General features: G+C 71.9%; 20 protein-coding genes. 6 read left to right on the top strand and 14 right to left on the bottom strand.

Annotation, left to right across the window (positions count from 1 at the left end):
• Positions 1-38 precede the first annotated feature (38 nt).
• The 7 genes from B2363_RS01085 to B2363_RS01115 form a co-directional block, all read right to left on the bottom strand.
• Positions 39-935 (bottom strand): proteasome assembly chaperone family protein, encoded by an 897-nt coding sequence (locus B2363_RS01085; RefSeq protein WP_286927851.1) that lies wholly within the window; start codon positions 933-935, stop codon positions 39-41.
• On the bottom strand, positions 932-2,821 hold the full coding sequence (gene dxs, locus B2363_RS01090; protein WP_286927853.1) for a 1-deoxy-D-xylulose-5-phosphate synthase: 1,890 nt from the start codon (positions 2,819-2,821) through the stop codon (positions 932-934). The genes B2363_RS01085 and dxs overlap by 4 nt, the downstream gene beginning before the upstream one ends.
• Before the next feature lie 47 nt (positions 2,822-2,868).
• Positions 2,869-3,375, bottom strand: coding sequence for a flavin reductase (locus tag B2363_RS01095; RefSeq protein WP_286927855.1), 507 nt, complete (start codon positions 3,373-3,375; stop codon positions 2,869-2,871).
• 93 nt (positions 3,376-3,468) lie between these two features.
• Positions 3,469-6,270: an aconitate hydratase AcnA gene (gene acnA, locus B2363_RS01100; protein WP_181755576.1), complete on the bottom strand. Its 2,802-nt coding sequence runs from the start codon at positions 6,268-6,270 to the stop codon at positions 3,469-3,471.
• Between the two features lie 141 nt (positions 6,271-6,411).
• On the bottom strand, positions 6,412-8,859 hold the full coding sequence (locus B2363_RS01105) for an SCO7613 C-terminal domain-containing membrane protein (protein WP_286927856.1): 2,448 nt from the start codon (positions 8,857-8,859) through the stop codon (positions 6,412-6,414).
• A 79-nt stretch (positions 8,860-8,938) separates the two neighbouring features.
• Complete coding sequence (locus B2363_RS01110; protein ID WP_286927858.1) at positions 8,939-10,141, bottom strand: class I SAM-dependent RNA methyltransferase; 1,203 nt, start codon at positions 10,139-10,141, stop codon at positions 8,939-8,941.
• Positions 10,138-12,087 carry an APC family permease gene (locus tag B2363_RS01115; protein ID WP_286928037.1) on the bottom strand — a complete coding sequence of 650 codons (1,950 nt, stop codon included), beginning with the start codon at positions 12,085-12,087 and terminating at the stop codon, positions 10,138-10,140. Before B2363_RS01115 ends, B2363_RS01110 begins: the two co-directional genes overlap by 4 nt.
• 104 nt (positions 12,088-12,191) lie before the next feature.
• Between B2363_RS01115 and B2363_RS01120 the strand changes: the two genes are divergently transcribed.
• Both B2363_RS01120 and B2363_RS01125 read left to right on the top strand, forming a co-directional pair.
• Positions 12,192-12,857, top strand: a complete 666-nt coding sequence (locus B2363_RS01120) for a potassium channel family protein (RefSeq protein WP_286927860.1) — start codon at positions 12,192-12,194, stop codon at positions 12,855-12,857.
• Positions 12,857-13,519, top strand: coding sequence for a potassium channel family protein (locus tag B2363_RS01125; RefSeq protein ID WP_181755572.1), 663 nt, complete (start codon positions 12,857-12,859; stop codon positions 13,517-13,519). Before B2363_RS01120 ends, B2363_RS01125 begins: the two co-directional genes overlap by 1 nt.
• A gap of 6 nt (positions 13,520-13,525) precedes the next feature.
• Here B2363_RS01125 and B2363_RS01130 read toward each other — a convergent pair whose 3' ends face one another.
• Genes B2363_RS01130 through dut form a run of 4 tightly spaced genes read right to left on the bottom strand, consistent with a single transcriptional unit; the run spans position 13,526 to position 15,653 of the window.
• The gene (locus B2363_RS01130) at positions 13,526-14,197 is read right to left on the bottom strand and encodes a DUF3159 domain-containing protein (protein WP_181755571.1); all 672 of its coding nucleotides are present in this window, start codon (positions 14,195-14,197) and stop codon (positions 13,526-13,528) included.
• The gene (locus B2363_RS01135; protein ID WP_181755570.1) at positions 14,194-14,547 is read right to left on the bottom strand and encodes an OB-fold nucleic acid binding domain-containing protein; all 354 of its coding nucleotides are present in this window, start codon (positions 14,545-14,547) and stop codon (positions 14,194-14,196) included. Before B2363_RS01135 ends, B2363_RS01130 begins: the two co-directional genes overlap by 4 nt.
• Positions 14,548-14,553: 6 nt before the next feature.
• On the bottom strand, positions 14,554-15,183 hold the full coding sequence (locus B2363_RS01140) for a DUF3710 domain-containing protein (RefSeq protein ID WP_181755569.1): 630 nt from the start codon (positions 15,181-15,183) through the stop codon (positions 14,554-14,556).
• Positions 15,183-15,653, bottom strand: coding sequence for a dUTP diphosphatase (dut, locus tag B2363_RS01145; protein WP_286927864.1), 471 nt, complete (start codon positions 15,651-15,653; stop codon positions 15,183-15,185). Before dut ends, B2363_RS01140 begins: the two co-directional genes overlap by 1 nt.
• Positions 15,654-15,699: 46 nt before the next feature.
• Here dut and B2363_RS01150 point away from each other — a divergent pair, with 46 nt between their 5' ends.
• Both B2363_RS01150 and B2363_RS01155 read left to right on the top strand, forming a co-directional pair.
• A complete protein-coding gene (locus B2363_RS01150; protein ID WP_181755567.1) occupies positions 15,700-16,212 on the top strand; it encodes a DUF3093 domain-containing protein in 513 nt (170 codons plus the stop codon).
• The gene (locus B2363_RS01155; RefSeq protein ID WP_181755566.1) at positions 16,178-16,546 is read left to right on the top strand and encodes a DUF4235 domain-containing protein; all 369 of its coding nucleotides are present in this window, start codon (positions 16,178-16,180) and stop codon (positions 16,544-16,546) included. The genes B2363_RS01150 and B2363_RS01155 overlap by 35 nt, the downstream gene beginning before the upstream one ends.
• A 64-nt stretch (positions 16,547-16,610) precedes the next feature.
• Here B2363_RS01155 and B2363_RS01160 read toward each other — a convergent pair whose 3' ends face one another.
• The 3 genes from B2363_RS01160 to B2363_RS01170 all read right to left on the bottom strand — a co-directional run bounded on the left by B2363_RS01160 (position 16,611) and on the right by B2363_RS01170 (position 18,898).
• Positions 16,611-16,910, bottom strand: coding sequence for a DUF4193 domain-containing protein (locus B2363_RS01160; RefSeq protein ID WP_078698323.1), 300 nt, complete (start codon positions 16,908-16,910; stop codon positions 16,611-16,613).
• A gap of 162 nt (positions 16,911-17,072) precedes the next feature.
• Entirely contained in the window at positions 17,073-17,861 is a 789-nt protein-coding gene (locus B2363_RS01165; protein WP_286927868.1) for an inositol monophosphatase family protein, read from the bottom strand.
• A complete protein-coding gene (locus tag B2363_RS01170) occupies positions 17,858-18,898 on the bottom strand; it encodes a ferrochelatase (RefSeq protein ID WP_286927870.1) in 1,041 nt (346 codons plus the stop codon). Before B2363_RS01170 ends, B2363_RS01165 begins: the two co-directional genes overlap by 4 nt.
• A 90-nt stretch (positions 18,899-18,988) precedes the next feature.
• On the opposite strand from B2363_RS01170, the gene B2363_RS01175 reads away from it, so the two are divergent.
• Positions 18,989-20,188 (top strand): MFS transporter, encoded by a 1,200-nt coding sequence (locus B2363_RS01175; protein ID WP_286927872.1) that lies wholly within the window; start codon positions 18,989-18,991, stop codon positions 20,186-20,188.
• Between the two features lie 122 nt (positions 20,189-20,310).
• Positions 20,311-21,189, top strand: coding sequence for a septation protein SepH (sepH, locus tag B2363_RS01180; protein WP_286927873.1), 879 nt, complete (start codon positions 20,311-20,313; stop codon positions 21,187-21,189).
• Positions 21,190-21,299 lie beyond the last annotated feature (110 nt).

Raw genomic sequence — 21,299 nt, forward strand, 5'->3', positions numbered from 1 at the left:
CGAAGCGAGGCGGTGTATCGAGATCACGCCAGGCTCGGTCAGCCCTGATCGTCCTTGCGCTGCCTGGCCAGGAACTGCTCCAGCTGGCTCGCGAGCTCGTCTCCGGTCGGGAGGCTGGCGTCGTCGGCGAGCAGCGACTCGGCCGCGCCGCGGCTGAAGATGTCGTACTGCTCCTCCAGGCCGGCCAGCACCTGCTCACCGTCCTGCTCGGCGATCTGCTGCTCGATCTCGGTGATCGACTCGGGCTGGCGGGCCCGGAGGTCCTCGAGGTCGAACTCGAGGCCCAGGCGCAGGCCCACGGCCTCCAGCAGGGCGATCGCGGCGGTCGGGTACTCGATCTGCGCCAGGTAGTGCGGCACGTGCACGACGTAGCCGATCGCGTCGAGCCGGTGCTCGCGCATCCGGAACTCCAGCAGCGACTGCGCGGACGACGGCACCGTGACCTCGGCGTTCCAGAAGTTCTTCCGGTCGACCAGCTCGGGGCGGGTGCCGTGCATCGTCAGCAGCGGCGGCCGCGTGTGCGGCACGCCCATCGGCACGCCACCGAGGCCCACGGTGAGCGGGACGCCCAGCTCGGTGATGACGTCGATCGTCTCGGCCGCGAAGGCCTCCCAGCCGAAGTCGGGCTCGGGACCGGCGAGCAGCAGGTACGGCGTGCCGACGCGGTCGGTGTGACGCGTGAGCTGCAGGACGGGCTCGACGTAGTCGACGTAGTGGTCACGCCGGAACGTGATCGGGGGCCGCCGGGCGCGGTAGTCGAGCATCGAGTCGAGGTCGAACTCGTGCACCACCTCGCCGCCGTCGGTGCGCAGCTGCTCGGCCGCGAGGACCGAGGAGGAGCCCGCGCTCAGGAAGCCGTCGAGGGCGACGATCAGCGGGATCGGGTCGCGCTCGTATTCATCGGAACGTCGTCGTGAGAACCACTTCGGAGTCAACGCCGGTCACCCTCGGGACATTCCCCGAGCCGGGCCAGTGCGTCCTGCGTGATCGACTCGGGGGTCAGGCCGAGGCGGCGCAGGATCACGTCGCGCTTCGCGTGGTCGAGGAACTCCTGCGCGACGGCGTGGATCCGCACCGGCACGTCGAGGCCGCGGTCGCTGACGGCGTGCAGGATCGTGGACCCCACCCCGCCCTGGCGGCCGTTGTCCTCGATCGTCACCACGAGACGGTGGTCGGCGGCGAGGTCGAGCACGGCCGGGTCCAGCGGCTTGATCCAGCGGGGGTCGATCGCCGTCGCGGCCACGCCCTCCTGCTCGAGGCGCTGGGCCACGTCGACCGCCATCGCGGCCATCGTGCCGACGCCGACGACGAGGACCTGGGCGTCGTCGGACCGGTGCAGGACATCGACACCGCCGACGCGGTCGACGGCCTCGAGGTCGGGGGCCACGGGGCCCTTGGCGAAGCGCACCACGCTGGGCGCGTCGTCGATCTCGACGGCCTCGCGCAGCAGCTCGCGCAGTCGGCTGCCGTCACGCGGGGCGGCCAGGTGCAGGCCGGGGACGAGCTGCATGAGGGAGAGGTCCCACATGCCGTTGTGGCTGGCGCCGTCGTCACCCGTGACGCCGGCGCGGTCGAGCACGAACGTGACGCCCTGGCGGTGCAGGGCCACGTCCATCAGGACCTGGTCGAACGCGCGGTTCAGGAACGTGGCGTACACCGCGACGACCGGGTGCAGGCCGCCCATCGCCATGCCGGCCGCGCTGGTGACGGCGTGCTGCTCGGCGATGCCGACGTCGAGGACGCGATCGGGGAACTTGTCGGCGAAGGCGTCGAGCCCCGTCGGGTACAGCATGGCCGCGGTGATGCCCACGACGTCGGGACGGTCGTCGGCGATGCGCACGATCTCGTCGCGGAAGACGGAGGTCCAGCCCGCGGGCGCGATGCTGATGGCCTCGCCCGTCAGGCGGTCGAACGGGGTCGCCTGGTGCATCTGGTCGTTCTCGTTGGCGACGGCGATGTCGTAGCCGTGGCCCTTCGTGGTGATCGCGTGGACGAGCACGGGACCGCCGAAGTTGCGGGCCGCCGTGAGCGCCTGCTCCATCGCGTGGCGGTCGTGTCCGTCGACCGGACCGAGGTACTTGATGCCGAGGTCCTCGAACATGCCCTGCGGCGCGAGGACGTCCTTGAAGCCCTTCTTGATCGCGTGGAGCGCCTCGTAGGCGACCTCGGCGAACCTGGGGCCGGTGGTCATCCGCTCGCGGATGGCGCTCAGGGCCGGCTCGTACCGCGGGTTGGTGCGGATCTGCGTGAGGCGGTTCGCCAGGCCACCGACGGTGGGCGTGTACGAACGTCCGTTGTCGTTGACGACGATCACCACGCGCCGGCAGTTGTCGGCGCAGATGTTGTTGATGGCCTCCCACGCCATGCCGCCGGTGAGCGCGCCGTCGCCGATGACCGCGACGACGTGGTCGTCCTTGCCCTGCACGGCGTTGGCGCGCGCGAGGCCGTCGGCGTACGACAGCGACGTGGAGGCGTGCGAGTTCTCGACCCAGTCGTGGGGCGACTCGGCGTGGCTGGGGTAGCCCGAGAGGCCGCCCTCCTTGCGCAGGTCGCCGAACTGGTCGGCGCGGCCGGTGAGCATCTTGTGGACGTACGCCTGGTGTCCGGTGTCCCAGACGATCTTGTCGTTCGGGGAGTCGAACACGCGGTGCAGCGCGATCGTCAGCTCGACCACGCCGAGGTTGGGACCGAGGTGCCCACCGTTCGCGGCGACCGACTCGATCAGCAACTCACGGACCTCGGCAGCGAGCCGCGCCAGCGATTCGTCGTCCAGGCGTCGCAGGTCGGCGGGACCGGACACGGAGCTGAGCACTGACGGCATTCCTCCATCGTAACGACGCCCGGCCAGCGAGGCGCCACGACCGGCCGTCAGCCGAGGTCGTGGAAGCGCCCGCGGGCGTGGGCCGTCCCGGTGGAGGCCTCGACGCCGACCTCGTGGACCGTTCCGGTCACGCGCAGCGACCAGCCGATCTCGGTCACCTCGTCCACGGTGAGGCCGCACCACGAGCGGTCCTCGAGTCGGGGTCCCCACGCGGAGTCGGTCCAGCGACCGACGGTGAACATGCCTCCCGGCGCCGGCGCCATGCCGGCGAACACCTCGGCGAGGTAGTCGTCGCCGGGCTGCAGCACGCTGGCCGCGGCGCGGAAGCCTACGTCGAGCGACTCCCCCAGGTCGGAGTCGGGATCGACGAGCAGCTCGATCCGGGGCGGCTCCCCGTCAGCGAGCAGCACCGAGGAGACCGTGAGCCCGACCCGGTCGCGGCCCGCCCCGGTGGCGACGACCGTCACCGGCGCGGGGAGGCGGCCCCGGAGCCGGCGGAAGGCGTCCTTGTCGCGGTCGGCCGGCACGAACGGGTGCTCCGAGTGGATCGTCACTCCCCCATCCCATCATCCGCCGCCGCGCCGGACACCCCGTGACGCAGAACTGCCCGCCACCGGAGCGGTGGCGGGCAGTCCAGGACGTCTCACTCAGTCGAGCAGCGAGCGCAGCACGTACGGCATGATGCCGCCGTTGCGGTAGTAGTTCGCCTCACCGGGGGTGTCGATGCGGACGACGGCGTCGAACTCGATGTCGTCGGCCTTCACCTTGACCGTGCGCGGCGTGGTGCCGTCGTTGAGCTCGGTGATGCCGGTGACCGTGAAGGTCTCCTCACCGGTCAGGCCCAGCGACTCGGCCGTCTCGCCCTCGGGGAACTGCAGGGGCAGGACGCCCATGCCGATGAGGTTCGAGCGGTGGATCCGCTCGTACGACTCGGCGATGACGACCTTGACGCCCAGCAGCGCCGTGCCCTTGGCCGCCCAGTCGCGCGACGAGCCCGAGCCGTACTCCTTGCCCGCCAGGACGACCAGCGGGATGCCGGCCTCCTGGTAGTGCTGCGAGGCGTCGAACACCGAGGTGACCTCGCCGTCGGCGGTGAAGTCGCGGGTGAAGCCGCCCTCGGTGCCGGGCGCGATCTGGTTGCGCAGCCGAATGTTGGCGAACGTGCCGCGGATCATGACCTCGTGGTTGCCGCGGCGCGAGCCGAGCGAGTTGAAGTCGCGCGGCTGCACGCCCTTCTCCATGAGGTACTTGCCGGCGGGGCTGTCCTTCTTGATCGCGCCGGCCGGGCTGATGTGGTCGGTGGTGACCGAGTCGCCCAGCTTCAGCAGGACCCGGGCGCCCTCGACGTCGGTGACGGCGTCGGGCTCCAGGCCCATGCCGTCGAAGTACGGCGCCTTGCGGACGTAGGTGGAGTCCTCGTCCCACGCGAACGTGTCGCCCTCGGGGGTCGGCAGGTTCTGCCAGCGCTCGTCACCGGCGAACACGTCGGCGTACTCGCGGCTGAAGGTGTCGGCGTCGATCGAGCTGGCGATGACGTCCTCGACCTCGGCCGGCGACGGCCAGATGTCCTTCATGAAGACGTCGTTGCCGTCGGCGTCCTGGCCCAGCGGGTCGTTGAACAGGTCGACGTCCATCGAGCCGGCGAGCGCGTACGCGATGACCAGCGGCGGGGACGCGAGGTAGTTCATCTTGATGTCGGGGTTGATGCGGCCCTCGAAGTTGCGGTTGCCCGAGAGCACCGCGGAGACGGCCAGGTCGCCCTCGTTGACGGCCGCGCTGACCTCGGGGATCAGCGGCCCGGAGTTGCCGATGCACGTGGTGCAGCCGTAGCCGACGAGGTTGAACCCGAGCTTGTCGAGGTAGACGTTCAGGCCCGACTTCTCGTAGTAGTCGGTGACGACCTTCGAGCCCGGCGCCAGCGTCGTCTTGACCCACGGCTTGCGCTGCAGGCCCTTCTCGACGGCCTTCTTGGCCAGCAGTCCGGCGCCGATCATGACCGACGGGTTCGACGTGTTGGTGCACGACGTGATGGCCGCGATGGTGACCGCGCCGTGGTCGACCTCGAACGAGGTGCCGTCCTCGAGCGTGACGCTCTGCGGGTTGCGGACACGCTCGCCGGGAGCGCCGGTGGCGTGCTCGCTCGGGCCCTCGCCGCCGTTGGCGTACGTGGACGTCTTGGGCGTGTCGGACGCGGGGAAGGAGTCGTCGACAGCCTCGTCGTACCCGTTGAGCTGCTGCTCGCTGTGATCGACGTAGTCACGCAGCGACGCACGGAAGGCCGTCTTGCTGTTCGTCAGCGCGATGCGGTCCTGGGGGCGCTTCGGGCCGGCGATCGACGGGACGACGTCCGCGAGGTCGAGCTCGAGGTACTCGCTGTAGCGCGGCTCGTGGTCGGTGTCGTGCCACAGGCCCTGGGCCTTGGCGTACGCCTCGACGAGCGCGATCTCCTCGGCCGAGCGGCCGGTGAGCTCGAGGTACTTCGTGGTCTCGCCGTCGATCGGGAAGACCGCGATGGTGGAGCCGTACTCGGGGCTCATGTTGCCGATCGTGGCGCGGTTGGCCAGCGGGACGGCGCTGACGCCGGGGCCGTAGAACTCGACGAACTTGCCGACGACGCCGTGCTCGCGCAGCTGCTCGGTGATCGTCAGCACGAGGTCGGTGGCGGTGGCGCCCTGCGGCAGCTCGCCGGAGAGCTTGAAGCCGACGACGCGCGGGATGAGCATGCTGATCGGCTGGCCGAGCATCGCGGCCTCGGCCTCGATGCCGCCCACGCCCCAGCCGACGACGCCCAGGCCGTTGACCATCGTGGTGTGCGAGTCGGTGCCGACGCACGAGTCGGGGTAGGCCACGACGCCGCCGTCGCTGTCGCGGGTGAACACGACGCGGGCGAGCTTCTCGATGTTGACCTGGTGCACGATGCCCGTGCCCGGCGGGACGACGCGGAAGTCGCTGAAGGCGCCCTGGCCCCAGCGGAGGAACTTGTAGCGCTCGCCGTTGCGCTCGTACTCGATCTCGACGTTGCGCTCGAACGCCTCGGGCGTGCCGAAGACGTCGGCGATCACGGAGTGGTCGATGACCATCTCGGCGGGCGCGAGCGGGTTGATCTTGGAGGGGTCGCCACCGAGGTCGGCCATCGCCTCACGCATCGTGGCGAGATCGACGACGCACGGGACGCCGGTGAAGTCCTGCATGATCACGCGGGCGGGGGTGAACTGGATCTCCTTGCTGGGATCCGCGTTCGGGTCCCACGAGGCGATCGCCTTGATGTCCTCGGCGGTGATGTCCGCGCCGTCCTCGGTGCGCAGGAGCGCCTCGAGCAGGATCTTGAGGCTGAACGGCAGGGAGGCGACGTCGAGTCCCTCGCCCTGGACCGCATCGAGCCGGTAGTAGTCGTAGGACTTCTCCCCGACCGCCAAGGAGTCCTTGGCCTGGAAAGTGTCGACGCTCATGGGCTTCTCCTTCACTGGTGTTCCCATCCTGCCCCCCGTGGGGCCGCCCGGGGGCGTTCAGGATGGCCTAAGTACCAGTTATCTTGATGTCAAGATAAACGATATCAAACGATGTCCGGAAGCGCTCCGCTCAGGTGACCCTCACCTCAGCGCGGCGATGCGCACCAGCAGGGCGCGTCCCTCAGCGACTCGCTTCTCCCACGTGGTACCCACCACGAGCAGGATCAGCCCGGCGATCGCGATGAGGATCCAGCGCTGCAGTCCCAGCGCCGTCGGGCCGACGTTCGCCAGGACCAGCACCAGCAGGACCGCCGCGCCGGCGATGACCGGTGCGCCCCAGCGCAGCACGAGCCCGGCGGCGAGGGAGACGGCGGCGACCAGACCGAGCAGCAGGGCGCGCAGGCTGGTCGGGTCCTCCAGCGCCTGGGGCAACGACGGCAGGAAGGCCAGCAGGAGTCCGGGCGTGAGGGCGACCCAGGTGCGGCTCTCCGGGTGGGAGCGCAGGTGCCACCAGCCCGCCACGAGGACGGCCACGGCGAACGGCGCCGTGTACGCCTCGACGGTCTCCACCTCGCTGGCGGCCAGTCGCGCCACCCAGGCGGCGCCGGTGAGTCCGGCGGCGACCCAGCGCAGGTGCGTGCGGTCGTCGTCGAGCAGGCCCACCACGGCCGAGGCGACCGCGCCGATCGTGAGCAGCAGTGAGACCAGGGCCAAGTCGTCGCCCTCGCGGACCACCGTGACGAGCAGGGTCGCGGCGACCACGACCTCCACCGCCGTGCGGTGCCAGGGCAGCTCGTCGAGCGCGAGGGTCAGCAGCAGCAGCCCCGCGGCCACGCCCACGACGATCGGTCCCCACGCACCGGGGCTGACGTCGGCGAGGTCGGCGACCTGCGCGACCGTGGCGACGATCGCGAACGCGGTGAGCCCGGCGGCAGCAGCCGAGATCGCGCGACGCGGACCCGGAGGCTCCTCGAGACCCACCACGGCACACACGAGAGCGCCCGCGGCAGCGATCCCCCACGCCCACGCGGTGACGGGTCCTCCGAGGGGCACCACGACCATCGCGAGGGCCACGACGCCCACCGGGACGATCGCGAACCCCCACAGCGCCTTCCGCAGGGCGACCGCGAGCGCGGCACCGACCACGACGAGCACGACGGCGTGCACGAGGAAGGGCAGCGTCGACGAGCCGACCGCCGTGACCACGGCGGCGCCGGCTGCGACGAGCGCGACCGGGACCCGCCACTCCGGCGGAGCGAGCCTCGGCGCCGGCCAGCGCGTCGTGGCGAGCCACGCGGCGATCACGGGCACGGCGACGGCCAGCACCCACCACCCCTCCGTGATGTCGAGCTCGTTGGGGCGCACCCACACGTCGGATGGCGAGGAGAACCAGCCGGCCTCGTCCGCGCGCTCGGCGTTGGAGAGCGCCACGGCCCCGCACCACAGCAGCGCGGCGGTGCCACCGGCGACCGCCGCCCACCGGGTGCCGAGCGACCAGTCGTCCTCACGGACCACGAACCACGCGAGCAGGGCCACGAGCACCGCGACGGCCGTCAGACCCGCCGCCGACGTGACGACGTCGGCGCTCCACGCCGCACCCTGGGCCGCCACGCCCACCAGGTAGAGCGCGGCGGACACCGCGAAGGCGGTGAGCCAGACGCGGAGGCGGGGCACCACGACGGCCCCGCCCACGGCGAGGGCAGCCAGCACGATGGTCGGCAGCGCCTCGGTCGGACCCAGGACCGGCGACCCGGCCTGCGACGCGTCGATCGCGAGAGCCACGAGAACGACAGCGAGGAGCAGCGAGAGCAGTGCGCTGGGCCACAGCATCCAGCGCAGGCCCGTCCGGTGGCCGACGGCGACGACCACCAGCGGCAGCACGAGTGCCGCGGCCGCGGCCCAGAACCAGAGATCGGCACCCTCGCCGAGGTCCCCCAGGCGCACCATGACGGCGGGGGCACTGACGTACGGGGCGAGGCCCGCCACCAGCTGCGGGCTGACGAGGCGACGGCCCAGCGGCGCCTCGGACGACCGGACGATCGCCACTCCCGCGCCGACGAGCACGCCGGTCCAGACCACCGAGACGAGCGCGAAGTCGGACCACTCGAGCCCGAAGAGACCCTCGGCCACGGCGGCCAGCAGGTCCACCGTGACGAAGCCGAGGAAGACGGCCCAGAGCGCCTCGGCGGTGTTGTCGAGCCCGCGGCGCGTGGCCCAGCGGGCCGCGAGGCCGACGAGGGCGGTGACCACCAGCAGGATCGCCGCCCTGCCGAGCACACCGAGGGAGCCCCAGGCCACGGTCGCGAAGATGATGCCCGCGACGACCAGGCACACGGCACCGAGGCCGAGCAGGATCGAGCCCGTCGACCACGTGCGAGCCGGAGCCGGCGCCGGCGTCGGCGTCGGGGCGGACGGGAGCGACGTCGTCCCCGTGGCGGGGGTCGTCGCCGCAGCGGCAGCGGGCGTCGTCGCGCCGACCTGCTGGCGGGCGCGTCCCTCGGCCACGAGCCGGTCGGCTTCGACGAACAGCCCCCACAGGCGCTGCGCCTCCACGGAGCCGAGGTCGAACCCGCAGCGAGGACAGGTCATCGCTGCGCTGATCATCCCTCGGCAGGCGGGGCAGGCATGGGGGTCGGCGTACGTCACGGGGGTGACTCAACCGGACGGGTCACGCCCGCGCAAGCACCGCGACGCACTCCACGTGGTGCGTCATGGGGAACAGGGCGAAGCCACGCAGCGACTCGAGCCCGTAGCCCAGCCGGCCGAACGTGGCCAGGTCGCGGGCGAGCGCGGCCGGGTCGCACGCGACGTAGACGATCCGTCGGGGCTCCAGCGCGGCGATGGCCGCGACCGCCTCCTTGGCGCCGGTGCGCGGCGGGTCGAGGACGACGACATCGGCCCGGGCCCCGAGGGCGCCGCGGCGCAGCGCGCGCTCCACGGGCGCGTGGACGACGGCCGCGTTCGGCCGGTCGGCGAGGTTCTCCCCCGCGTCGGCCGAGGCGCGGCGATTGCCCTCGACGCTCACCAGCTCGCCCGGGGCGCAGGCCTCGGCCAGGAACGCCGAGAACAGGCCGGCTCCCGCGTAGAGGTCGAGCACGCGGTCGCCCGGCCGGACGTCGGCGCCGGCGAGGACCGCGTCGACCAGGGTGGTGGCGGACGCGGGGTGCACCTGCCAGAAGCCCGAGCCGCTCACGGCGAATCGGCGTCCCTTGACCTCCTCGACGAGCGTGCCGGTGCCGGCGCGGACCGAGCCGTCGGAGGCCACGACGCCGTCGGCCTGCGCCTCCAGCTCGTCGCCGATCGTCGCGTCCGTGACGAGCAGCCGCTGGCCCGTGGACGAGACGATCGTCTCCACGCGCGGCTCGTCCCACAGCTGACGGCTGACGTCGGGCAGGTCGGGATGCGCGATCGGGCAGTCCTCCACGGGGATGACGTCGTGGCTGCGGTGCCGGCGCAGGCCGGCCATCCCGTTCTCGGCGACGGACCAGATCACGCGGGTGCGCCAGTCGAGCAGGGGGCCGACCGACTCGACGCGACCGTCCCAGTCGAGTCCGGCGAGCCGCTGGAGCTGCTCGCGGACGACGTCGGTGAGCAGGGTCAGCTGGCCCTCCTCCGAGACGTGCTGGAAGTCGCAGCCACCGCACAGGCCCGGCCTCGCGAGGGGGCACGGAGGGGTGACGCGGTCGGGCGACGCCTCGAGGATCTCGATCGCGTCGGCGCGCAGGAAGCGCTTCGTGCGGTCGGTGACGCGGATCCTCACCACCTCGCCGGGGAGCGCGTGCCGCACGAAGACGACCTGGCCGTCCAGGCGGGCCACGCAGTGGCCGCCGTGGGCGACGGGTCCGACGGTGACCACGGGATCGTCGGTCATCGCTCCTCCCTGCCGATGCCGCGCCGGACGTCGCCGGCCGTCGGGCGGGAGTCGACTGCGGCCATCCGCTTCGCCGAGGCCAGCTGGAACGGCACGCTGACGACGAGCACGCCCGGCACGAAGAGCAGGCGGGCCTTGAGGCGCAAGGCGGTCTGGTTGTGCAGCAGCTGCTCCCACCAGCGGCCGACGACGTACTCGGGGACGTAGACCGTGACGAGGTCGCGCGGGTTCTGCGAGCGCCGCGCCTTCACGTACCGCATGACCGGACGCACGACCTCGCGGAAGGGCGAGTCGAGCACGCGCAGCGGGATCGGCACTCGGAGCTCGTCCCAGCGACGCGTCAGCTCGGCGGTCTCGTCGGGATCGAGGTCGACCGTGACCGCCTCGAGCGTGCCGGAGCCGGCCAGCCGCGCGTAGGCGATCGCTCGCATGGCCGGCTTGTGCAGCTTGCTGACGAGCACGACGCCGTGGACACGGGCCGGCAGCGCGACGTCGGCTTCATCCACCGCGAGCTCGAGCGCCACGCGGTCGTAGTGGCGGGCGATGGCGCGCATGACCACGAACACGATCACCATCGCCAGGATCGCGATCCACGCCCCGGCGAGGAACTTGGTGATGAGCACGATCACGAGGACCGTGGCCGTCATCGCCAGGCCGAACGCGTTGACGACGCGCGAGCGCCGCATCCGGTTTCGCTCCCCCGGGTCGGACTCGGTCCGCAGGTGCCGCGTCCAGTGCCGGATCATCCCGAGCTGGCTCAGCGTGAACGAGACGAAGACCCCGACGATGTAGAGCTGGATCAGCTTGGTGACCTCGGCGTCGAACGCCACGATGAGCACCGAGGCGGCCGCCGCGAGGGCCAGGATGCCGTTGCTGAAGGCCAGCCGGTCGCCACGGGTGTGCAGCTGGCGCGGCAGGAACCCGTCGCGCGCGAGGATCGACCCGAGCACCGGGAAGCCGTTGAACGCGGTGTTCGCCGCGAGGACGAGGATGATGCCCGTGCAGGCGATGACGAAGTAGAACAGCGGCGGCACGTCGTGGAAGAGCGCGCCGGCGAGCTGGCCGATCACGGTCTCCTGGACGTATCCCTCGCCGACCGGCTGGCCGTCGAGGAGCAGCTGGTGGGCCGGGTCCTCGACGTAGCGCAGGTTCATCAGGTCGGCCAGCACGATGATGCTCATCAGCATCGCGATGGAGATGGTCCCGAGCAGCAGCAGGGTCGTCGCGGCGTTACGGCTCTTGGGCTTGCGGAAGGCCGGCACGCCGTTGCTGATCGCCTCGACGCCCGTCAGCGCCGCACAGCCGGACGAGAAGGCGCGGGCGAGCAGGTAGGCCATCGCGATGCCGGAGATCGCGCCGGTGAAGGGCTCCTCCGCCGCGATGTCGTACTTCGCGCTCTCGACCTCGGGCAGCGTGCCGAGCGCGTACTCGATGTAGCCCCAACCGGCCATCAGCGCGATCGCGACCATGAACAGGTAGGTGGGGATCGCGAACGCGCGACCCGACTCCTTCGTGCCCCGCAGGTTCATGGCGGTCAGCAGCGCCACGAGCCCCACGGCGGTGACGGCCTCGTGACCCTTGAGGAACGGCAGTGCCGCGGCGGCGTTCTGGACACCCGAGGAGATCGAGACTGCGACCGTGAGCACGTAGTCGACCATGAGCGCACTGGCCACGGTGAGACCCGCGTTGCGGCCCAGGTTGACGGTCGCGACCTCGTAGTCGCCACCGCCGCTGGGATAGGCACGCACGTTCTGGCGGTACGAGGCGACCACCGTGAGCATGACCACGACGACCGCCAGACCGACCTGCCAGTTGAACGCGTATGCCGTCAGTCCGCCCATCGACAGGGTCAGGAAGATCTCGTCCGGCGCATAGGCCACGGACGACAGAGCATCGCTGGCGAACACCGGCAGCGCGATCCGCTTGGGGAGCAGGGTCTCGCCCATCTGGGAGGTGCGCAGCTTCTGTCCGATGAGAGCGCGCTTGAGCGCCCCGGTCAATCCCACCCGACCGATGCTAGACCCGATCAGGCCGGTGTACCGTCGCCGGTGTGCACATCGTGATCATGGGGTGCGGGCGCGTCGGCGCGTCGCTGGCCCGCAGCTTGGAGTCACGCGGCCACTCGACCTCCGTCATCGACTCGAACCCCGACGCGTTCAGGCGCCTGGGACCCTCGTTCGCCGGGTCCACCGTCACCGGCATGGGCTTCGACCGGGGCGTGCTCGTCTCGGCCGGGATCGAGCAGGCCGACGCCTTCGCCGCGGTGTCCAGCGGCGACAACTCCAACATCATCGCCGCGCGGGTCGCCCGCGAGGTGTTCCGCGTGCCCAACGTCGTGGCGCGCATCTACGACCCTCGACGCGCCGAGGTCTACGAGCGCCTCGGCATCCCCACCGTGGCCACCGTCCCGTGGGCGGCCGACCAGATGCTCCGCCGGCTGCTGCCGGCCGGCTCCGAGCCGGCCTGGCGCGATCCCTCCGGCCGGCTCCGGCTCGACAACGCCTACGCCCCGTTCGCCTGGGTCGGGCGCACCGTCGCGGCGCTCGAGGCGCAGACCGGCGCCCGCGTCGCGTTCATCACGCGTCTGGGCACGGGCCAGCAGATCACGGGTGACACCGTGATCCAGGAGGGCGACTACCTCAGCATGTTCCTGGTCTCGGAGGAGGCCGACGGCGTGCTCGAGGCGCTGGACAACGGGCCCAAGGAGGAGGACTGATGCGCGTCGCGATCGCCGGAGCCGGTGCGGTCGGCCGCTCCGTGGCCCAGGAGCTCGTCGACCACGGTCACCGCGTGCTCCTCATCGACAAGGCCGCCACCTCCATCCGCAGCGACCTCGTGCCGGGAGCCCAGTGGCTGCTGGCCGACGCCTGCGAGATGAGCACGCTGGAGGAGGCGCAGCTGCAGACGTGTGACGTGGTCATCGCCGCCACCGGCGACGACAAGGCCAACCTCGTCACGTCGCTGCTGGCCAAGACCGAGTTCGCGGTCCCCCGCACGGTGGCCCGCGTCAACAACCCGAGCAACGAGTGGCTCTACGGCGAGTCGTGGGGCGTCGACGTGGCCGTGTCCACGCCGCGCATCATGGCCGCGCTCGTGGAGGAGGCCGTGTCGGTCGGCGACCTCGTCCGGCTGTTCACCTTCCGCCAGAGCAACACGAACCTCGTCGAGCTGACCGTGCCCGAGGACTCGGCCTACGTCGGCCGTCGCCTCGGTGACATCACGTGGCCCGACGGCGTCGCGCCGGTGGCGATCCTGCGGCTCCAGCAGTCGCTGCTGCCCGAGCCCGACCGCACGGTCGAGGCCGGTGACGAGCTGCTCTTCGTCACCCCCGCCGAGGCGGAGGAGCAGCTCGCGGCCCAGCTGTCGTCGCACGACTGACAGAGCTCAGACCTCGCGGGGCTCGTCTCGCAGGTCGGTCACCGGCGTGCTGTTGCGGCTGAGCAGCCACACCATCGCGGCGAGCGTGGCGATCTGCAGGGGCCAGCCCATGACGACCTTCGAGGTGCCCAGCCAGCCGATCTGGTCGGCCGCGTAGAGCGGGTACTGCACGAGGACGCGCAGGACGCAGGGCAGCGCGAACAGCAGGGTCAGCCGGTTGCACAGGCGGCGCATGCCGGGATCGCGACGCCATCCGCTCGGATCGCCGACCAGGGCGCCGATCATGACGCCGATCGCCGGCCAGCCGATGACCACCGTCGCCACGAGGACGACCGCGTAGCCGGCGTTGTAGAGGATCCCGGGCAGGAACACGTCACGGGCCTCGCCCGAGCGGGACGCGAACAGCGCAGCGATGCCGATGCCGACGAGCGCGTTGATGACGAACTGGGGGTTCGAGCGCTGGACGACCCGCACGATCAGCAGGACAGCCGTGAGCGCCGAGGCGATGATCAGGCTGAGCCGGAGGTCGCGCGTGGTCAGGTAGCAGAGGGTGAAGGTGATCGTCGGGACGGCGGCCTCGACGATGCCGCGCACGCCGCCGAAGGCCTCGGCCAGGCGCTGGCGCACGACCTGCTCGACGGTGGCGGCGTCGGCGCGGGCCGGTTCGGACGTGCTCATGCGTCGAGCCGGTAGGCCGGGTTGTAGATGACGCGCTCGGTGCCGCGGTGACCGATCCGGCCCGTGGCGATGAGGGAGCGTCCCGCGGAGATCCCCTCGATGCGGCGCCGGCCGAGCCAGATCAGGGTGACCGTTCCCGTGCCGTCGTAGAGCGAGGCCTCCAGCGCCGTGACGTCGCCGACGGGCCGCAGCGTCACGTCCTGCAGGACGCCGTGGACGTCGACGCGCTCGCGCTCGGGCACGTCCTTGATCGCGGCGCACCCCGCGGCCGTGGCGCGGCCGCGCAGCTCGGTGTCCTCCTGGCTCTCGACCGAGAAGCGGTCGAGCCAGCGCGAGACGACGCCTGCCATCTCCGCCTACTCCTCGGGGATGCGCTGGGCGTCGGGCGGCAGGACGATCGGCAGCGACTCGCGCAGCATCCGCGGCTCGTCGCCGCGACGCACGCGCAGGTCGCGCAGGATCTCCATGAAGACGCCGCTGTCGATGGACTCGAGGCCGGCCGCACCCAGGATCGTGGCGCGCAAGACCCAGCGGGGCCCCTCGATGCCGATGAAGCGGGCGGGCTGGACGCCCGCGCTGCCGTCGGGAGCCGTGGCGGGGAACTGGGCCAGCACCTCGGTGCCGAACGGGCCGTCCACCTCGGTGAACGTGCCGCCGCGCTTGTCGACCTCCTCGCGCAGCTCGGCGCGCACGCCGTCCCACGTGCCGCCGCTGCGAGCGCCGGCGAAGGGGCGCAGCTCGACGGCCGAGCCGCCGGAGGTCACGAGGACCGCGGTGACCACGTCGTCCTCCGTGGGCAGCTGCACCTCGATGTCGCCGCGCATCTTGATCAGCAGGCTGCCCAGGTCGACGTACTCGTCGTGGGACTCGTTCGGGCGCTCCGTGACGTCGAACGGTCCGTCGGCCCGGGGGCCGGTGACCTCGACGTTCTCAGGAGCAGCGGGGGCGGGAGCCGCGTCGGCCCCCGCGTTCTTGCGACCCCACATCACAGACTTCCTTCCGTCGATGCCTCGATCGAGGCGTGACCACCCGAGGAACCGTACCCGCCCTCGCCTCGCACGGAGTCCTCGAGACCGTCCACCTCGACGAAGCGCACGTGCTCGACCCGCTGGACGACCAGCTGGGCGATCCGGTCACCGCGTGCGATGCGGACCGGCTCGCGCAGGTCGTGGTTCACCAGGAGAACCTTGACCTCCCCACGGTAACCCGCGTCGATCGTGCCCGGCGTGTTCACGACCGAGAGCCCGTGCCGCAGCGCGAGGCCCGACCGGGGGTGGATGAAGCCGGCGAACCCCTCCGGCAGGGCGATCGCGATGCCCGTGGGCACGAGGGTGCGCTCCCCCGGCGCGAGCTCGAGGTCGACCGTCGAGACGAGGTCGGCGCCGGCGTCGGCGGGGTGGGCGTACGTGGGAAGGGGAACACCGGCGTCGAGCCGGCGGATCTGCACCTCGGTCACGGTGGCGACGATACTGGCGCGAGACCCCATCGGGCACAGTGGACTCGTGAAGACCAACAATGCCCACCATCGTGAGCGTCTCGTGGCGTCCGGCCTGTGGTGGGGCGCCGTCGGCCTCGTCGCCGCGACCATCGGCTGGCTGCTGCTCGTCGCCACCAGCCCCGCGGTCGCCGGCGGTCTCGCGCTCCTCATCCTGGTGGTCGCGGGAGCGGGACTGTGGCGCTACGGCTCGCTGCTGGTCGTCGCGGAGCCCGGCCGGCTCCGCGCGGGGGACGCACACCTCGAGGCGCCCGACCTCGGCGAGGTCGTCGCGCTCGACCCGGCCGCCTGGCGAGCCGCGCTCTCGCGGGCCGGCACCGACCGCGCCTTCCTGCTGACCCGCCCGTGGATCGACCGCGGCGTGCGCGTCGAGGTGGCCGACCCGGCCGACCCGACGCCCTACTGGCTCGTGTCGACCCGGCGTCCCGACGCGCTCACGCGTGCCGTGGGCCACACTGGTCCTGCTCCCGACGAAAGGATCATCGATGGCCCGGAAGCGCGCGACGAAGGCGACGCCTGACCCCGCAACCACCTCGCCTGCCGAGGCGGAGGTCTCCACGGGGCGGGGGCGAGGCGCCTGGCGGGCCCTCGACGCCGGTTCCGCCCTGCTCGCGGCGTCGCTCGCCCCGTACATCTCGAACCTGGCCTGGCGGGCCGTCACGGGTCGCAAGCCGCCGCGCAACACCCGCCACCCCGATCTGAGCACGACCGAGGCCATCGCGTGGGCGGCCATCGGCGGCGCCACGGTGCAGGTCGTCCGCACCGTCGCGCGGCGCGGTGCCGCCACCTACTGGGTGAGGTCCACCGGCGGGCTGCCGCCGGGCATGAGGTCCACGAAGAACACCACGCCCTGAGACGACGACGTCCGGCCCGCCGCGTGAGCGGCGACGCCGGACGTCGTGAGTCGGTGCGCGGACCTCAGTCGGCGCAGTCCTTGCAGATCGCCATGCCGTTCTTCTCGGTGGCCAGCTGACTGCGGTGGTGCACCAGGAAGCAGGACATGCAGGTGAACTCGTCGGACTGCTTGGGCACGACCTTGACCGCGAGCTCCTCGTGCGAGAGGTCGGCGCCGGGGAGCTCGAACGACTCTGCCGCCTCGACCTCGTCCTCGTCGACCTTGCCCGAGTTCTTCTCGTGGCGACGCGCCTTCAGCTCCTCGATGCTGTCCTCGGACTGCTCCTCGTCGGTCTTGCGGGGCGCGTCGTAATCGGTTGCCATCACTTCTCCATGCTCGTTCTCGTGGAACTGTGGTCGTGTTCTTGTGGAACGCGCAGATTCAACCACATGGACCAAATCTGCCCGCACCCGGACGCAATCCCCCTCGTGGCGCCGATGCTCCCACTGCCGGGGCGCCCGCGCCAGTCGTGCGGACGGCTTTTCTCAGAACCCGCAGCGGGCGACGAGATCGAGGAACGGATCGATGCTGCCGGCGGGCGCCGCGACGAGGAGCCGCTCGCTCGGCGAGCCGTCCGGTCCGGTGACCACGAGACCCGCCTCGCGGGCGATCAGGCCGGCCGCCGCGTGGTCCCAGACGTGCAGTCCCTGCTCGACGTAGGCGTCGAGCCGCCCCTCCGCGAGATCGGTGAGGTCGAGCGCCGCGGCGCCGATCCGGCGGATGTCGCGCACGTGCGGCAGCATCGCGCCGACGGCGCGGGCCTGGTGCTCGCGGACCTCAGGGACGTAGTTGAAGCCCGTGGCGACCAGCATCTGGTCCAACGGCAAGACGGGCGGCCCCGTCAGCCGCCGCGGCTCGGCCTCGTCGGTGCGCCAGGCACCCTCGCCCGCCACCGCCTCGTAGGACTCCCCCGTGGCGATGTTCACCACGACGCCGACCTCGTCGGCGCCCTCGACCCGGGCCGCGATCGCCACGGCGTAGCGCGGGATGCCGTAGACGAAGTTCACCGTGCCGTCGATCGGGTCGACCACCCACTCCACACCCGAGGTGCCGGGGACGTCCTGGCCCTCCTCACCCACGAAGGCGTCGTCGGGGCGTGCGGCCAGGATCCTCGCGCGGATCAGCTCCTCGCACGAGCGGTCGATCAGGGTGACCAGGTCGGTGGGGCTCGACTTCGTGCCCGCGATCCCGACGCGTCCCTGCGGGCGGAGGGAGGCGACGTGCTCGACCGCCTCGGCCGCGACCCGGCGGGCGAGGTCGAGCAGCTCGGTCACGCCAGGACCGGCCGCAGCGAGCGCGGGTTGACGCAGCAGTCGCCGGGGCAGGTGTCGGCCTTGGGGCCGAGCTCCCCCCGCACGGGCCGCTCCGGCTTCTCGCCGCGCTCGGCCGCGGTGCGCTCCAGGAGCAGCTCGCGCACCATCGCCGCGTAGCGCGGGTCGGCGTTCGGGCTGGCGGCCCGGGCGAACCGCAGGCCCAGACGCTCGGCCGTGGCCTTCGCCTCGGTGTCGAGGTCGTACACGACCTCCATGTGGTCGGCCACGAAGCCGATCGGGACCAGGACGACCCCGGTGACGCCCTGCTCGGCGAGCTCCTCGAGGTGGTCGTTCACGTCGGGCTCCAGCCACGGCTGGCTGGGCGGACCGGAGCGGGAGCAGTACGCCAGGGACCAGGTCGGCAGGTCGAGGGCATCGGCCACGAGCCCCGCGACCGAGAGGTGCTGGCGCTCGTACAGCCCGCAGCCGGGCCCGCCGCTGGCCTCGTTCATCTGCTCGGGCACCGAGTGCGTCACGAAGACGACGCGGGCGTCCCCGCCCACCTCGGCCAGCGCCGCGCGCGTGTACTCGGTGAACAGGTCCACGAACACGGGGTGGTTGAAGTGGTGCCGCAGGCGGTCCACCCGGATCGGGCGGTCGTGCGAGACCTCGAAGAGGTTCTCGCGGTACTGGCGGCAGCTGCTGTAGGAGGAGTAGGCGCTGGTCATGAAGCAGGCGACCCGCTGGACCCCGTCGGCCTCCATCTGGTCGAACGCGTCAGCCAGGTAGGGGTCCCAGTTGCGGTTGCCCCAGTAGACCGGCAGGTCGATGCCCTGGTCGGCGAGGTCCTGGCGCAGCGCGGCCAGCAGATCGCGGTTGATGTCGTTGATCGGCGACTTCCCGCCGAAGCCGAAGTAGTGCTCGCCGACCTCGACGAGGCGCTCCTTCGGGATGCCCCGGCCCCGTGTCACGTTCTCGAGGAACGGGACCACGTCCTCGGGCTTCTCGGGTCCACCGAAGGAGACCAGCAGGAGGGCGTCGTAGGGGGCAGCGTCCATGCCGCCAGTGTTCCACGGCGCCACACGGCACACCCCTCGGGCGCAGGCCGTCGACAGCCCTCCCCCGGCGCCAGCGTGACGTGGTCCAAGATGAGTCTCGACATGTTCTCCGCCTACCGCACGATCCTCGCCACTCCCGGCGCCCCGGCCTTCACGACCGCCGGCGCGCTCGGACGTCTCCCGCTGTCCATGACGGGACTCGGGATCGTGCTGCTGGTCTCCGGTCGCACCGGTGACTACGCGCCCGCCGGCCTGGTCATGGCGGTCTACGTCGTCACCTCGGCGTTCTTCGCCCCCGTCCAAGGCAGGCTGGCCGACCGCCTGGGGCAGGCCCCCGTCCTCGTCGCGGCGGGCGCCCTGTTCGCGTCCGGCATCGTGATCCTGCTCTCGACGGTGGACATCACGCTCTGGGGTGCTGCCGCGGGCGCGGTGATCGCCGGGCTCGGGGCACCGCAGACCGGGAACATGGTGCGCGCGCGCTGGACCCACGTCCTGCCCGACCGCTCCCGCCTGCAGACCGCGTTCGCCCTGGAGGCGGTGCTCGACGAGGTCGTCTTCATCGTCGGCCCCGTGCTCGTGACGATCCTCACCCTCAGCGTCCTCGACTGGTCCGGGCTCGCCGTGGCCGGTGTCGCCGCGATCGTCGGGGCATGGGGCCTGGCGCTGCAGCGCTCCACCCAGCCACGGCACCGGCCCCAGGCGGACGGTCCCCGCGAGCCGCTCCCCTGGTTCCTGCTCGGCCCACTGGTCGTCGCGGCGTGCGGACTCGGCGTGCTGTTCGGTGCCGCCGAGGTCCTCGTCGTGGCGTTCACGGAGGAGCAGGGACGTCCCGGCGCGGCCGGTGTCGTCCTGGCCATCTTCTCGGCCGGAAGTCTCGCCGCCGGCCTGGTGATCGGGGCCCAGCCGCCCCCGGCCGACCCCGTCCGACGACTCAGGATCTCGACGCTGGGGCTCCTCGTCTTCCTGTCGCCCCTGCCGTTCGCGCCCAACATCGCCCTGCTCGCCATCGGCTTCGGCCTGGCGGGCCTCATGCTCTCGCCGACCCTCATCACGGCGGTGCACCTCGTCGAGCTCACCGTGCCGCAGTCGCGCCTCACCGAGGCGCTCACCTGGACGACCACGGGCATGTCCGCGGGAACCGCGGGCGGCGCAGCCCTCGCCGGCCTCATCGTCGACCGCTGGTCGGCCTCGGCCGGCTTCGTCCTGCCGATCGTGGCGGCGCTGATGACCACCACGGTGGCCATGCTCTACCGGGCTCCGGAGCCCGCCCCGGCCGACTCGCAGGCCTGATCGCGGGACCGTCACGGACCCGGCCCGAAAAGCCATCCGGACCCGGCGCGTCTCCCGGGATCGCCACGGGCATTCACTAGCCTTGAGGTCGGTGGCAGAAGCGACACGGGGAGGCTCGAAACATGCGGGAACTCGCGACCGTGGGACTCAGCGACGACGGGCGATTCCTCGTCGCTCGGGACGCGACCACCGGAGAACGCTTCCGGCTCAGCATCGACCGCCGGCTCACCTCACTGGTTGACCGCACCCCCGTAGGGTCGAGTCGTTCAGGACAGATGGAGATTCCGATGGAGAGTTCGCTCACCCCCCGAGACATCCAGACCCGCATCCGCCGCGGCGAGTCGGTCGAAGAGGTCGCCGAGGCCGCCGGCATCACGGTCGAGCGGGTGCACGGCTTCGCCGTGCCCGTCATCGCCGAGCGCGAGTGGATGGCCCAGTCGGCCCGCGCCACGTCGGTGCGCCGCAAGCACGTCGGCGGCGCCGCCGTCACCCTGGCCGAGCTGGCCGACGCGGCCCTGGCCGAACGCGGCATCGCGCCCGAGAAGGCCGCGTGGGACGCGTTCCGCCGCGAGGACGGTCGCTGGACCGTGCGCGTCGACCTCGAGGACGGCTCCGCGTCGTTCCTCTACGACCCCAAGAGCCGCTACGTCATCGCCGACGACGACGCCGCCCGTGGCCTCGTGGGCGACCTCGCCACCCAGGACCAGCACGACATGGCGCTGGCCGACCTCGTCACGGACGCCCCCGAGGGGTACGGCGGCGCGATCGCCGAGCCGACCGACCACGCTCCGCTGGTGCGCTCCATCAAGGAGGCCCGCGACCGCCGAGCGCTCGAGCAGGCCGTCTTCGAGGAGCCGGCCGAGGAGGTCGTCGAGGACGTGGAGGACCAGGCGCTCGAGGAGCGCATCGCGGTCCCCGACACGCCCAAGCCCCGCAAGAAGCACTCGCGCCGCTCCGTCCCGAGCTGGGACGAGATCATGTTCGGCGGCTCCTCGGACTGACCGGGTCTCGATACACGCCGCTCGTTCCTCGCGGCGCACTCGACCACCGGGATGCGCCTCCGGTGATCGAGTGCCAACCCACGTCTCAACCCGGTCCACCGGGGTGCGAC

The organism is Aeromicrobium sp. UBA7512, assembly GCF_002476985.1.
GTDB classification, from domain to species: Bacteria; Actinomycetota; Actinomycetes; order Propionibacteriales; family Nocardioidaceae; genus Aeromicrobium; species Aeromicrobium phoceense.

Excerpts from the sequence above, each read along its gene's own strand:
- dxs (WP_286927853.1), bottom strand. The coding sequence starts at position 2,821 with ATGCCGTCAGTGCTCAGCTCCGTGTCCGGTCCCGCCGACCTGCGACGC.
- acnA (WP_181755576.1), bottom strand. The coding sequence starts at position 6,270 with ATGAGCGTCGACACTTTCCAGGCCAAGGACTCCTTGGCGGTCGGGGAG.
- B2363_RS01105 (WP_286927856.1), bottom strand. The coding sequence starts at position 8,859 with ATGACCTGTCCTCGCTGCGGGTTCGACCTCGGCTCCGTGGAGGCGCAG.
- B2363_RS01110 (WP_286927858.1), bottom strand. The coding sequence starts at position 10,141 with ATGACCGACGATCCCGTGGTCACCGTCGGACCCGTCGCCCACGGCGGC.
- B2363_RS01115 (WP_286928037.1), bottom strand. The coding sequence starts at position 12,087 with ATGGGCGAGACCCTGCTCCCCAAGCGGATCGCGCTGCCGGTGTTCGCC.
- B2363_RS01125 (WP_181755572.1), top strand. The coding sequence starts at position 12,857 with ATGCGCGTCGCGATCGCCGGAGCCGGTGCGGTCGGCCGCTCCGTGGCC.
- B2363_RS01130 (WP_181755571.1), bottom strand. The coding sequence starts at position 14,197 with ATGAGCACGTCCGAACCGGCCCGCGCCGACGCCGCCACCGTCGAGCAG.
- B2363_RS01135 (WP_181755570.1), bottom strand. The coding sequence starts at position 14,547 with ATGGCAGGCGTCGTCTCGCGCTGGCTCGACCGCTTCTCGGTCGAGAGC.
- B2363_RS01140 (WP_181755569.1), bottom strand. The coding sequence starts at position 15,183 with ATGTGGGGTCGCAAGAACGCGGGGGCCGACGCGGCTCCCGCCCCCGCT.
- B2363_RS01155 (WP_181755566.1), top strand. The coding sequence starts at position 16,178 with ATGGCCCGGAAGCGCGCGACGAAGGCGACGCCTGACCCCGCAACCACC.
- B2363_RS01160 (WP_078698323.1), bottom strand. The coding sequence starts at position 16,910 with ATGGCAACCGATTACGACGCGCCCCGCAAGACCGACGAGGAGCAGTCC.
- B2363_RS01170 (WP_286927870.1), bottom strand. The coding sequence starts at position 18,898 with ATGGACGCTGCCCCCTACGACGCCCTCCTGCTGGTCTCCTTCGGTGGA.
- B2363_RS01175 (WP_286927872.1), top strand. The coding sequence starts at position 18,989 with ATGAGTCTCGACATGTTCTCCGCCTACCGCACGATCCTCGCCACTCCC.
- sepH (WP_286927873.1), top strand. The coding sequence starts at position 20,311 with ATGCGGGAACTCGCGACCGTGGGACTCAGCGACGACGGGCGATTCCTC.